Genomic DNA, 13656 nt, shown 5'->3' with positions numbered 1-13656 from the left:
CGCCGCTTTTTTATTGGTTGGTTGGTAAATTATCGTCTCTCATTGGGTTCCAGTTCCGGGTTCATCTGCATCAGCTTCGGCGCAATAGGAAACACATAGTGATAATCGTTAGGCTTCAGTGTAAACGTCTGTCCGCTGTAGGTATGCGTGATCGTCTTAGCGAAACGCGGGTCTTTGTTAAGCCGCTTCAGATCGAACAACCGCTGTCCTTTGAAACACAGCTCCCGCCGGCGCTCTGACAATACCTGCTGTAATGCCTCGTCTGCTGTAGCGGCTGTGGATGGCACATACGCCGCCTGCGCGATACGCATTTTACGCAGCAGGTGAAGGTCCTGCATGGCCTCCGCCACATTGTTCTGCCGGGCATTACATTCAGCCCGTATCAGGTACATCTCCGGCACCGTCGGCCCTACCAGGCGGGCATCAAACGACAGAAACTCTCCATAGTAATACAGGTAACCCACGAAAGGATCAGTAGTCGTTGTAAACAGAATTTTATACCGAAGATCGATCGTCGAATCTTTGAAGGCTGCTTGTAAATCTTTACTCAGAGAAAACCAGGTGTAACTGTTGGAAACCGTTTTCATGAGGATCGTCTCCGGATTATCTCTGTTCTGTGGAAAAGTATTGCGGGGATCGGCCACAGACTTGTTATAATCTATCAGCTGATTTTTGATTTCCAGTGTTTTGGATGCCGCTTTCAGCGCTTCGGCATACTCTCCCCTGATGAGGTAAGCACGGGCCTGTAAGGCATATGCCGCAGCTACCGTAGGCTCAAAGGCGCTGGTACTGCCCGTGCCCAGCAACAACGTGGCCTGATTCAGGTCCGCCAACAGCTGATCGTACACGGCTTTTACGGAGGCTCTGTTTAATTTGGCATCGGTGGTAGGCGCCAACAACAACGGCACGCCCTTGTCAGTAGCCGCAGTGGCAGCGTCATATTGCACAGCATAGAGGTTCACCAGGGAGAGATAAGCAAAAGACCGGTGTACCAAAGCTTCCCCGGTCAACTGGTTACGTTCTTTTTCCGTGCCATCGGTTACGGATTTCATCCCATCCAGCACCACATTAGCCAGATACACCTGCTTATACAGGTTGCTCCACTGTGCGTCATTGTCGGTAGCCATCCATACATCGTCCTGCCAGGTATGAATGCGATACGTACTGATGCCCAGATAATCCAACCCTTTCTGTTCATAAAACTCCACATTATCAGATGCCATTTCATCTGCGCCGTAGGCACTCACCAGCTCGTTGGAGTTGTTCATCAGCAAACGGTAATCCTTATACGTAGAAGGGATCACCTTTCCTTTCGGTTTTATATCGAGATAATCCCTGCCACAACCGGCGAGGGTCATCAATGCAGCGGCATATATCAAATTGCGAAACATCAGGCAACATTTTTAAGATTAGAAAGTTGTTTTCAGACCAACGGCGAAAGAGCGCGCAGGTGGCAGCAGCGAATAATAAGCACCGGGAACATAATCCGGATCAATACCGGCTTTGTTTTTAGTCCACAGGGCCAGGTTGCGGCCATAAGCGATAAAAGATAACCGTTGCAGATGCAGCGCACGCAATAGCTGCGCCGGCAGGTCATATGTCAGCGACACCTCCCGCAAACGGATATGGGCGCCACTTTCAACCAGCCTATCCGACTTCGGATACCACGTATTCGTGTAGCTGACACCGGTAGAAGGCACTACCGGCACATCGGTATGCGCTTCATCGCCCGGATGCTGCCAGCGGTCGGCCACATCGCTGTGGATGGACTTCTGCGTGAAATAGCTGAAATAGTCCACTGTAGGGCGACGGAAAACATACCCCATCTTGTACGTGATCATCAACGACAGCTCCAGCTGTTTATAACGGACAATGTTGGTCAGCCCGCCGAAGAAGCGCGGCACCGTAGTACCGCTATAAGTCAGCGTAGACAGGTCCGCGGAAATATCGGCATTGGCCAGGTTCCGTTTGCCATCACCGGATAACACAATGGGCCGGCCGATGCTGTCCAGTCCTCCGTAGCGATAGCTGTAAATACCTTCAATAGGTTTACCCTTGACAGGATTGGCGCCTGTTCCGCTGTTGCTATAGTAGTTGACGTTCTCCCGTTGCAGATTGGACGACACGACTTTATTTTCGTTGTAGCCGAAATTCATGATGGCTCTCCAGGAAAAGTTTTTCCGTTGTATCACAGCCGCTGAGATATTGAGGTCTACCCCGTTGTTGCGCAGCTCCGCCGTATTGACGGTCAATGTGGTGAAACCATAGGTGGCATTAAATTCTGCCGGCCCTAACAGATCGTAGCTGTGTTTGCGGTATACGTCCAGCGTCACGTCGAGGCGGCTATCCCACAAAGAGAGGTCAGCGCCTACGTTGAAGGTTTTGGTTTTTTCCCAACGCAACAACGGATTGGCCGGATTGCTGATGCTGGCGTAGGGCTGTCCGTTATAATATCCCGGAGAGGAAGATACGGACGCAATGAGGAAGGGACTGGTAGTTTTGTCTACGTTACCATTCACGCCATAGGTTACACGAAGATGGAGACGGTTCAGGAAAGCTAACTGCATAAACGGCTCCTCTCCCAGTTTCCACATACCGCCCAATGACCATAAAGGCGTGGCACGATATTCTTCACTGGCACCGAACAGATTGGAATCGTCCAGTCTGGCGCTGCCGGAGAACACATAGCGGCTGTTGAAAGTATAGTTGGCATTGGCATACCATGACATAAAGCGGTCCCTTGTATCACCCAGACTGTTGGGAATGGACGGCTTTATCTGATTCCCGGTTACTGCTGTCTTGTAGTATGCGTCATAATTTACCGGCATGGAAGCCAACGTCTGGTCATCATATCCATACAGCCGGCTGGAAGCGCTGGAAGTCCACACCTGCCTGATTTCGCTGCCGGCGACAGCGTCTATCCGGTGCCGTTTTCCAAACTGATGGTTCAGGTTTAGCTGCCCACGTACATCATAATGTTCCATGTCTGCGTTGCCAATGTTCAGGATACCGCCTTTCGGCAGGCCATACACCAGGTTACCGGCGTTCATCGATGTGGCGTTATTAACGGTATTCCTGCTCGTATAGGTGTCGGGGTTATAGTAGTTGCGGTTGCGCTGAAAGGAGCGCTCATAAAGACCGCTCAGTGTGGCCGTCAGTCCGGGGACGATGCGGTAGTTGAAGCCGGCATTAATACGATAGAGGTTCAGGCGGCTGGTATTGTCAGCATTGGCCATTTCAGCAAGATAATCGTACCGCCATGGCAGGTACCCCAAACGTTGCAGGGAGTCCAGCGCGCGACCGTTAAAGGCGCGGGCATATTGTATCGCTTTACCGTTATCGTCTACAATGCGGTCGTATGGCAACATGGTGTAGATGCCCGGTTCCAGCGGGGACAGGCCCGGGCCGTTGTTTTTGGCGGTATTCATGACCGCCATGATACCCAGATTGGCATCGAGGTTTTTGTTGAGCTTAAAGTTATTGGTGGAGTTGATGGTGACGCGGGTATTGCGGTTCCCTTTGGCTACCGGTAGTTCATCACTGATGGAGCCGGAAATAAAATACTGCGCAAATTCGCTGCCACCGCTCATGGACAGGTTGTATTGCTGTATCTGTTGCCGTTGCAGCAGGTATTGCTGATATTGTGAGGTATAGTCGTAGCCTGACAGTTGCTGTACCAGCGCGTCACGTTGTGCAGCAGTGATCTCACCGCGTTTGTAGCGGTAAAAGATATCTGCGCCGGCGCTTACCACAGGCAGTGTGCGACCGTTAGGGTCAGGGATCAGGTTTTTAGCCACCGCCTCCCGCTCGAAGTCGAGATAGGCTGCCGAACTGGCTACAGGACGGTAGCTCAGGTCGGGCCGTCCACCCACCGTAAAATTGGTGGAGAAGGTGATCTGTCGCCGTTGCTGACTTCCTTTCCGCGTTTCAATCACCACCACGCCATTGGCTGCACGAACGCCCCAGATAGAGGCCGCAGCGGCATCTTTCAGGAAAGTGATGCGGGCGATGTCTTCGGGATTGATCATGGACAGCTCGCCCTCATAGGGGAAACCGTCGATGACGATCAGCGGGTCTTGCTGCGCTTTGAAAGTATTACGGCCACGGATGGCGAACACCGGGCTTTTAGACGGACGGCCGCTGGCATCCGGAGGGTTGTTGGTCACCAGCAGGCCGCTGACCATGCCCTCCATTTTGTCTACCACATTGGTGGTGATCTTGCGTTCCATGTCTTTCTCCTGTATCTGAGAGAAAGAACCAGTAGCCCTTTCTTTCGCGATCGTCTGGTAACCGGTAGACACTTCCACCTGCTTCAGCTGAATATTATCCGACTGCAATACTACGTCCATCCTTGGTTTACCCGCGGATGCCTGCATACGGTAACCGATAAACGTAAAGGTGATCATCTCCCCCGGTTTGGATAAGCGGACAAAGTAAACACCATTACCATCCGTAAAAGCGCCGGCCCTTCCGGAAGCGGGTTTCACAGTCACGCCCGGAAGCGGGTTACCATTTTCATCGGTCACCCGCCCTTTTACGAGCAACGGGTCGATGTCTGTCACCATACGGTCCATGGCAGATGCGGGCGCTGCAACACCTGCCGGCGCTGACTTCCGGCGTGCGTCTTTAATAATCGTATAGGTGTTGTCGTTAACATACAAAAAGAGATATCCTTTTTGATACAGCACTTCTTTCAGCACGGCTTCCACGGATTTACCGCGGAAAGCGCTGATGTCCACCGTAGTGGTAACATGGTCCAGCAGATTGTTTTCATACACGAAGCTGGTGCCATAGAGACGGGTGATTTCCTTCAGTGCGGTGCTGACCGGCATGGTCCTTACCTGTGCGTAGGCGAGCTGCATCGCCAACAGGACAGAACACACCATCGCCGCAGTTTTACGTAACTGTGCTCCCTTCATAATTGATGTTTGGTTGGTTGTTTGGTTGATGAATAAACGATCACTGTCTGGCAGTGAACAAAAGCGTATCATTTTTCTGTTGAATATCTATATCCAGTATTCTGGACAAAACGAACAGCAGGTCTTTTTCCTTTTGCATAGGTATCCTGCCTTTGATTTCACGTTCACCGATGGTACTATCCTGCAATACTACCGTATAGCCGTAGTTGTCTTTCAGTACGTTTATAATATCTTTTACTTTGGTGGCGTTCAGTAATAGTTCATGTCGCGTCCAGGCGGTAGCGGCGAGCGTGTCGACAGCGTGCACCACCACAGGCGGGCGCCGATGGGCATAGGTCCACCCTTCTCCCGGCAGCAGGAAAGCAGGCTGCCCTTGTCCGTCAGTAACGTCGACGCGCACACGTCCGCGTTGCAGCACCACGGCGGTTATATCCTCCCGGTGACGTACATTGAAAGCGGTGCCCAGTACTGTAACGCGCGCCGGTCCTGCTGCTACGCGGAAGGTATCGCCGGTATGTTTTACATCGAAAAAGGCTTCCCCTTGCAGCGACACTTCCCTTTTGCCGGTAACCGGCCAGCTGCGGGCATAAGAGGCTGTGGAATGGGCGTTCAGTATCAGCGAAGAATGATCAGGCAGGGTGATCTCCCGGGTTTCCCCGTAACCCGTACGGACGGTAACGGTAGATGTAAAATACCACACCGCGCCCAGTGTTAGTAGTAACAGCACAGAGGCCGCCGCCAGCAATGGCCGGCGATAACGCTGCATACGATGTACAGGTGGTTGTTGTATGTTCTCCAGCACTGCCTGCCACACCTTTTCCCGGGCAGGATCATTTTTTTCCAGCACCGGCGTCGACAACGCATACACCACCTCTCTGGCTTCCCGCATCAGCGGGGCCTTGTCTGGCATATCAGCGGAAAGCTGCTGCCAGAAAGCATCAGTCGCCGCATCCGGAAACTTCACCCAACGGATAAAATACTCATCCGCCAGGAAATCTTCCATCCGATAATCTCGATAATCCTTGTTCATCATCCCATAAGACACAACAGGACATCCGGATTATCCCATTTTCAGAAAAAAAAGTAAAAAAAATTTTTTAGCGGCGTTGCAGCAGGTATAACAACACAAGCAGGGAGAAGTCGCCGAATTGCTCTCTGAGGCGTTCCAATGCGCGGTAAACCAGTTTGTAGGTGCCCCCTGTATTGATTTGCAGGATCTCTGCAATCTCTTCGTATGACAGATCTTCGTAGTATTTCAGGAAAATAGCTTCCCGCTGCCGGTGTGTCAGTGTATCCATTAAGGCATCCACCTTTTTCTTTAGTTCCGCTGCACGCTCTGCTCTGATCAAGGGATGCTCATAAGACAGTTCCAAATAAAAAGGAACGTGTTCTCCGGAAAACGCTTCCTCCAGCCGGGAAGGGCTGTATTCCAGCTTGCGCAGTAAGATGCGCCGGAAGGATAACAACAGGTATTGTTTCACTACCTGCGGGGTGACAATGGAATCCCTATTGCGCCATAACTTCAGAAAGAGGTCCTGTATGCTCTCTTCGATAAATGATTTATCCTCCGTGAATTTAAATCCGTAGTTGGTAAGGGGCATATAATAGGCATTATACAACCCTTCCAGACCAGTGATTTCTCCGGACTTGTACCAGGACCAAAGTTCTTTGTCTTGCATGTCAAAATAGGAAAACCGATGAAGTTACAATATTACACGAATTTTTTTTGTCGCCCAATTCAGTGAGACACACCGGCCAGGTGTTCGCATCGCACCAGCGCCCAGTCCATATCATCCAGATCACCGGCCATCGCCGTCTGATACACTTCTTCTAAGCCGATACGCAACTGGTAACAATCCAATCGTGTTTTATCGATAGCCTGTGTTTCAAAATAACGCGCCTGATATTCCATACAATCCAGCCACGTGCGCCAGAAAAAAATATTGGCCATGTCATACAAACTATCGCCCACCATGGCTTCCGACCAGTCGATCACGCCGGTGATCCGGTGCCCGTCGGTGAGTACATTGTTGGACCCGAAATCCCCATGCACCAGTTGCCTTATTTCCGGGATGCCCTGCAGCTGTTGCAGCAGTCGTTCCTGTAAAGGTTTTATCCGTTTCAGGGACACTCTTTTGCCGGCAGCAGGCCAATCGTAGCGGTCTTCCCCGCAAACACTTTCCAGATAAGCTTTCCAGCTGGTGTACTGCCCTTCGCCCCGGGAGTTGAAGGGACCGAAGCCGGTGACCCCTCCCAGCGGCGCAATAGCCATCGCCTGCATTACCGCCGCCACCGGTGTGGTGACGGCCGTCAGGTATGCTTCCGGCAGGTCCTGCAACGTCACGCCCGGCGCCTGCGCCGACAAACACCAGGCGATCCCGTTCTCCAGCAGGCCGACAGCTTCTATCTCCGGTATCGGCAATCCGGGCCCCGCAAAATGCCGGTTGGCAAAATCGTCTTTCTCAAAGCCCTCCGCCTGACGATTGACACGGAGCACGTATTTTTTTCCGGAGATGACCACCCGGAAAGCAAAAGACTCCATCCCGTCCTGTACCGGCTCCATGTGGGTGATCGTCCCGTAATGATCTATCACCGCGGCTGTCAGTTGTTCTATATCTACTATTGGTTTGCGCATGCCCGATCTTTTTAACACAACAAGATGAAAGCCGACTGGTTCATTTCATCCCGTATAAGTTTTTATTAAATTTATGATCTTCCTGCATATCTATCTCCTGTTATTCACTGCGGCTCCTCAGCGGACATCCTCCCCGGTGGCCCGGGCGAAACTGCAGAGAACCGTTGTACAGGCCCTTTATTATGAACCCGTTAGAGCAGGATCACGACTTTTTTCTTACTGCGGTTATATTTCAGTCCACAGAACTAACTTGCTGTTCAATCGGACCCGGAAAACTCAGGTAACCATTTTTTTTCACCACATTCGCAATCCAAACACTTTCCCTGTTCGTATATTTTTTTTGAAAACCGGATATACTTTAGAAAATTATTTTTGATTATTGCACCGATCCACCGCCGGACATGTGAATTCCTTTTTTGCTGATCTTTCATAAGAGACACCTATGTGAAATGCTATTGAAAACCTTTTAAACCATACGCCTATCCAAGATGAACCGTACACCTATCCGAATTGAAACCAGTGAACCTTTTTTACTGCTCTTTCAAAACACGCCATCACCGGACGTGTGAAACATTTCCTGAACTTTAAAACCACGTATCCACCACTAATTTAACCGTACTCCTTTTTTAAACCCTCAATTTAAACCACGATCCTATGGACGCGATCATGCACGATGCGAACGGGCAGCAGCGGAATATTGTTGCAACCGATAGCAATCAACACCTGGCCGATTTACTGAAACAAACACCCTGGGAAGAGTACAACTCCCGGGAAACATTGGTCTCCCTGTTCCACAGACAGGTGGCCCGCACACCCAACAACACGGCGGTATCTTTCAAAGGCCACTCCCTCACCTACCGGGAGCTGGACGAAAAGAGCAGCCAGCTGGCGCATTACCTGTTGGCACAGGGCGTCACCACCGGCAGCTACGTTCCTGTTTATCTGGAACGCTCTGCGGAATGGGCCATCGCGGTACTGGGCATCCTGAAAACAGGCGCCGCCTACATCCCGGTAGATGCCATCTATCCCGGTAAAAGGGTAGCCTACATCCTGGAAGAAGTGGAAGCTAAAGTGATCATTACGCAGCTGTCGCTGGGCTCACGGCTTTTCCAGGTACACAACACGGCGGTCGTGTATCTGGACAATCTCTCCATTCTTCAGGACCAGCCCACCACGGCGCCGGACAACATGCCCGCTCCTACAGACCTGGCGTACATCATCTACACTTCCGGTTCTACCGGCCAGCCTAAAGGCGTGATGATCACCCACCTGTCGATCCAGCACCTGATCACCTGGCATCAACAGCAGTATGCCGTCACCAGCAGCAGCCGGCTGTCGCTGGTAGCCGGACTGGCCTTCGACATCTCTGTCTGGGAATGCTGGTCGGCCCTCCTGTCCGGAGGCACCCTCTTTATCGCTGACAACGAAGAAAGGACCCATGCAGGGCTCCTGATGGAATTCTACCGGAGAAACCAGCTCACGCACGCCTTCGCCCCTCCGGTGCTGGCCCCTGAGTTGGTAGCGCTCAGCCGGCAAACACCGGGACTGGCACTGCAATACCTCTTTTCCGGTGGTGAACAAATGAAACCCGTATTGACCAGCGGACTGCCGTACCAGCTGATCGATTATTATGGCCCCACGGAATACACCGTGTACGCTACCCACCGTCATGTAGTGGATGTAGACGGACAGTATGTTCCTACTATCGGCAAGCCCATCGCCAACACACAAGCGTTTATCCTCGACCGTGACCTCCAGCTGCTGGTGCCCGGTGCGGTAGGTGAACTGTGCATCAGCGGTATCGGCATCGCACAGGGTTACTTCAAAAACCCCGCGCTGACCGACAGTAAATTTGTGCCGCATCCTTTCATTCCAGGCCACAAATTGTACCGCACCGGCGACCTGGCCCGCCGCCTGCCAGACGGCGACATTCAGTTTCTCGGCCGCATCGACAACCAGGTGAAAATCCGCGGCTTCCGCGTGGAGCTGGGCGAAATAGAAGCCGCACTGCTACAGGTGCCGCACGTAAAAAGCGCCGCTGTAATAGCGGTAGACAATAACCGTCAGCAGAAACAGCTGGTAGCCTTCATTGTACAGGACCATCCCAATGAACAACAGGGCGTCGCGCTGGCACGGCAACAGCTTAAACAGGACCTCCCCGGTTACATGGTGCCTGCCCGCTTCATCACCGTTCGCGAGCTGCCCATGAATGCCAACGGCAAAGTGGACAGAACAGCGCTGGTGACGCTTTCCTCACAGGCCGCCGGCAGCTACCAGGAATCCGCAGAACCGGTGAGCGAAACAGAACGCCTCATCGCGGAAGTATGGGCCGACATCCTGGAAAGACCGTATATCCATCACAGTGACAACTTCTTCGACATCGGCGGTGACTCCCTGCTGGTAGCCACCGTAGTCACCAAACTCAAGGACCGCTTCGGGGTGAAAATGTACCTGCGCGACCTGTACCAGTTCCCCGAACTGCGGGCACTGGCCACCATGATCGACAACCGGGTGAAAACAGGCGAAACCGGTATCCCCGAAGAAGATGTGGAGCCATATGTGTCCCTGCAACAGGATGCTTATCTGCTGCCTGACATCCAGTACCAGCAACCTTTTGATGTCAGCGTGCTGCAACGTCAGTCGGCGGTACTGCTCACCGGCGCCACCGGCTTTGTCGGTATCCATCTGCTGCAGGAACTGCTGGACAACACCACCGCCACGGTGTATTGCCTCGTTCGCGCCAGAGATGAACACCATGCGCTCGACAAAATCCATCAGGCCTTTGCAGCCTATCATATCCCGGTGCAGGATGATACGCGGCACCGTATTGTACCGGTACCAGGCGATTTTGCGCAGCCTTCCCTCGGCATCGCCGATCAAACCTATCAGGAACTGGCCGGCAAAGTGGAAGTGATTTACCATTCCGGTAGCTCGGTGAATTTCATTGAGCCATACTCCTTCATGAAGAAACCCAATGTAGACGGACTGCGGGAGATCATACGTTTTGCTGCCACCGGCAAAATGAAGTGCCTGTCGTTACTGTCCACCATCTCGGTCTATAGCTGGGGGCATGTGTTCACGCACAAAACCATCATGAAAGAATCGGATGACATCTCCCAAAACCTGCTCGCTGTCAGCAAAGACATTGGCTACGTCAGAAGCAAATGGGTAATGGAAGCAGTAGCTGATCTGGCTGCAGCAGCCGGCGTGCCGCTGATCACGTTCCGCCTCGGTTATGCCATGTGCCACAGCCAGTCGGGCGCCAGCGCGCCTTATCAGTGGTGGGCCAGTCTCGTGAAAAACTGTGTACAGTATTCCTCCTACCCTACGCTGCGCGAACTGCGTGAAGGGCTTATTACCGTGGACTATATGGTGAAAGCCATCGTACACATCACGAAAAACCAGGAGGCCATCGGACAGAAATTCAACCTGATCTGCTCTCCGGACACCAATCTCACGCTGGAACAGTTCTTCGGGCGGCTGATGGAGCTCTATGATTTCAAGCTGAAACCATTGTCATATAAAGACTGGCGCAAGCAGTGGGAAGACGACAGCACCAACCGTCTCTATCCGCTTACCAGTCTGTTCAGAGATAATATGCATGAAGGTCTTTCTACCGTGGAACTTTATCAGGACACCTATGTATGGCACCGCGATAACGTGGACAAGTTCATGCAAGGCTCCGGCATACCGGAACCAGTGTTCGATAAAGCCGTATTAGATAAGTATTTACAATACCTGGGCATACTAGTTGGCTAAAATGAAAACCGCCGCATGATTTCCTCATGCGGCGCTTTTTTTTATTTGATCAGCCATTCCAGTTTATACATATGATGAAACGTGTCATACGCCATCAGATCGTCATTATCCCTGAAAGCCGCGTCCAGCCGCTCCGGCAGGTCTTTCCTGGCCACAAACGCCTGTTTCACGTTCTGCGTAGTCAGCTCCTGCAGATTGCTTTCACCGGTAGAAAAATAATACCGATAGGGCTGCTCCGGATACGTTTTGGGAGACGCCGGCAGCTTCCGCCGGAACAACAATAATTGTGGATTACGGTTTAGCAACTCATAACTCTCCCCGCCCCTCATGTGGAATATTTTTCCATCCTTCAGCTGTACGGCAAAAAAACGATCTTTCCCCAGCTTCGTCTGCTCCCCGCCGCGGGTCAGGAGAATATGGTCTTTGGGAACGAGCGCATAAAGCCGTGCTTTATAAAGATGCCCGTTGGTTTCGGTATACGCCATCTTGTTTTGGACGTAATCAGCCGCTGTGAGGTAAATACCGGTTATTTTCTGTTGCGCCATCGTACCCAGACAGGTAGCCATCATTAGCCCTGTCATCCATAGGGATAATTTTTTTCCTTTCATGATTTTGTTGTTTGTAAAATGATATCAACCGGAATGCCATTACAAGAAAATAATCCAATCCAATGATAATCATTGCATAAAAACAAACACAAGGACCACAATGAGTTTATCACAATGAAAAACATTGTCAGATTGGGGCATACCGCTTTCGCCTTTACCATTTTGAAAGGCTTTTTCATTTTGAACCGGAAGGTATCATCTTTTTTCAAAGGCAACAAAAAGGGAATGTTGGCTGTAATCCTTTATAGCAGACATTTTTAAGAAGAGGGCGAAAGGTTTTTTATTCAGGGCACATGTTTGGTGATCCCTGATGGTACAACAAAATCAATTTTACCCGGACATGAAACACGGCATTATTATCCCGCTGATCCTGACACTGACATTATCCAAAGGATACGCACAGCAAGACACCGCACCCGCATCATCCATGACCACCGACAGCAGTTCCAACGGCAGGAGCCTGCCTTCACCGATAGCTTCCCCGCCGTTTCCCAGCGGTGAATGGGTGGGCAATCCCCTGATCGGCATACCCGCCGACGCACCGGATTATCCATTGACCAAACTGCTCGGCCTTGCCGGTAGCAAAAGCCGCATCAAAATTTACGGATGGGTAGATGTGGGCGCCAACTTCAGCACATCCAAAAATTCCAATGCCCCTACCTCCTACAATCTCGTTCCCAACCGGGTGGTGCTGGACCAGCTCATCCTGCGCGTGGAGCGGCAGCCTAATACCGTACAAAGAGATCATGCCGACTGGGGCTTTGTGGTCGATAACATTTTTGGCACCGACTATCGTTATACGCTGGCCAAAGGCATCTTCAGCGACCAGTTACTGAAGAACAACCACCTGTATGGGTACGACCCCACACAGGTATATGCCATGCTGTATCTGCCGAAAGTAGCAGAGGGACTGCTGATCAAAGTCGGACGTTTCATTTCACCTGCCGATATTGAAGCACAGTGGGCGCCGGACAACTACCTATACTCCCACTCCCTGATGTTTACGGTAGATCCCTACACCTTTACCGGCGTTCATGCCGCACTGCGGCTGAATGCACATTGGCAGTTGTTTGCCGGCGTACACGGCGGCAACGACATGGCGCCCTGGAGCAATTCGTCCAGCTTGAACGGATTATTGATGGCCCGCTGGGTTTCCGCCAATAACAACAACTCCCTTTACGGAGGCATCAACTCGTTGGGAAAGGGACGCTACAAAAATGAACACGACAACCTGCAAATGGCCGTGCTCACGTGGGGTCACCGCTTCAGTCCCGCTGTTCATATGAACACGGAAGTGTATTACATGTGGCAGCACGATGCAGCCGTAGGCGGCACCGCCATTGACGGCCCGGGCAAAGAATGGTACATGAACACCGGCCTGGGCGCCACTATTCCGGGCATCGCCGCTGCGGTGGGCGCCGTGAATTACTTTCAGGTGCAGCTGTCCCCAAAGAAAGACTACCTGTCTATACGCAACGATCTGCTTAGCGACCCACAGGGCAACCGCACCGGCTTTACCACCCTGTATACCAGTCATACTATCGGCTGGGTGCATCACTTCCATCCATTAGTGAGGATAAGACCAGAAGTCCGCTATGAACGCGCCTGGCGCAATAAGGCCATGCCTTATGACAATGGGCTTCGCCGCGACCAGTTCACCGCTGCCATGGACCTGATTGTTCGGTTCTGAGGTATACACGTTAAACGTAAGGGGCTGACCAGATGAGTCAGCCCC

8 protein-coding genes are annotated in these 13656 nt (G+C 51.9%); 2 read left to right on the top strand and 6 right to left on the bottom strand.

What is annotated here, in order from left to right:
- Positions 1-29 precede the first annotated feature (29 nt).
- From ICL55_RS02145 to ICL55_RS02125, 5 genes are all read right to left on the bottom strand, one after another.
- Positions 30-1391 carry a RagB/SusD family nutrient uptake outer membrane protein gene (locus tag ICL55_RS02145; RefSeq protein WP_188094394.1) on the bottom strand — a complete coding sequence of 454 codons (1362 nt, stop codon included), beginning with the start codon at positions 1389-1391 and terminating at the stop codon, positions 30-32.
- 18 nt (positions 1392-1409) lie between these two features.
- Positions 1410-4919, bottom strand: a complete 3510-nt coding sequence (locus ICL55_RS02140; protein WP_188094393.1) for a SusC/RagA family TonB-linked outer membrane protein — start codon at positions 4917-4919, stop codon at positions 1410-1412.
- Between the two features lie 40 nt (positions 4920-4959).
- Positions 4960-5922, bottom strand: a complete 963-nt coding sequence (locus ICL55_RS02135; protein WP_188094392.1) for a FecR family protein — start codon at positions 5920-5922, stop codon at positions 4960-4962.
- 94 nt (positions 5923-6016) lie between these two features.
- Complete coding sequence (locus tag ICL55_RS02130; RefSeq protein ID WP_169227348.1) at positions 6017-6598, bottom strand: RNA polymerase sigma factor; 582 nt, start codon at positions 6596-6598, stop codon at positions 6017-6019.
- 59 nt (positions 6599-6657) lie between these two features.
- Positions 6658-7554, bottom strand: coding sequence for an aminoglycoside phosphotransferase family protein (locus ICL55_RS02125; protein ID WP_223151267.1), 897 nt, complete (start codon positions 7552-7554; stop codon positions 6658-6660).
- A 654-nt stretch (positions 7555-8208) separates the two neighbouring features.
- On the opposite strand from ICL55_RS02125, the gene ICL55_RS02120 reads away from it, so the two are divergent.
- Positions 8209-11313 carry a non-ribosomal peptide synthetase family protein gene (locus ICL55_RS02120; protein WP_188094391.1) on the top strand — a complete coding sequence of 1035 codons (3105 nt, stop codon included), beginning with the start codon at positions 8209-8211 and terminating at the stop codon, positions 11311-11313.
- A 41-nt stretch (positions 11314-11354) separates the two neighbouring features.
- Here the strand turns inward: ICL55_RS02120 and ICL55_RS02115 are convergent, their stop codons facing one another.
- Positions 11355-11921 carry a hypothetical protein gene (locus ICL55_RS02115; RefSeq protein WP_188094390.1) on the bottom strand — a complete coding sequence of 189 codons (567 nt, stop codon included), beginning with the start codon at positions 11919-11921 and terminating at the stop codon, positions 11355-11357.
- A 340-nt stretch (positions 11922-12261) separates the two neighbouring features.
- Here ICL55_RS02115 and ICL55_RS02110 point away from each other — a divergent pair, with 340 nt between their 5' ends.
- Positions 12262-13611: an outer membrane beta-barrel protein gene (locus tag ICL55_RS02110; RefSeq protein WP_188094389.1), complete on the top strand. Its 1350-nt coding sequence runs from the start codon at positions 12262-12264 to the stop codon at positions 13609-13611.
- Positions 13612-13656 lie beyond the last annotated feature (45 nt).

Source organism: Chitinophaga varians (genome assembly GCF_014529945.1).
In the GTDB taxonomy this organism is placed as follows: domain Bacteria; phylum Bacteroidota; class Bacteroidia; order Chitinophagales; family Chitinophagaceae; genus Chitinophaga; species Chitinophaga varians.
Note: the sequence above shows the minus strand (reverse complement) of the source record. Positions and strands in the feature narration are given on the sequence as shown.

Excerpts from the sequence above, each read along its gene's own strand:
- ICL55_RS02145 (WP_188094394.1), bottom strand. The coding sequence starts at position 1,391 with ATGTTTCGCAATTTGATATATGCCGCTGCATTGATGACCCTCGCCGGT.
- ICL55_RS02125 (WP_223151267.1), bottom strand. The coding sequence starts at position 7,554 with ATGCGCAAACCAATAGTAGATATAGAACAACTGACAGCCGCGGTGATA.
- ICL55_RS02110 (WP_188094389.1), top strand. The coding sequence starts at position 12,262 with ATGAAACACGGCATTATTATCCCGCTGATCCTGACACTGACATTATCC.
- ICL55_RS02120 (WP_188094391.1), top strand. The coding sequence starts at position 8,209 with ATGGACGCGATCATGCACGATGCGAACGGGCAGCAGCGGAATATTGTT.
- ICL55_RS02135 (WP_188094392.1), bottom strand. The coding sequence starts at position 5,922 with ATGGAAGATTTCCTGGCGGATGAGTATTTTATCCGTTGGGTGAAGTTT.
- ICL55_RS02115 (WP_188094390.1), bottom strand. The coding sequence starts at position 11,921 with ATGAAAGGAAAAAAATTATCCCTATGGATGACAGGGCTAATGATGGCT.
- ICL55_RS02140 (WP_188094393.1), bottom strand. The coding sequence starts at position 4,919 with ATGAAGGGAGCACAGTTACGTAAAACTGCGGCGATGGTGTGTTCTGTC.
- ICL55_RS02130 (WP_169227348.1), bottom strand. The coding sequence starts at position 6,598 with ATGCAAGACAAAGAACTTTGGTCCTGGTACAAGTCCGGAGAAATCACT.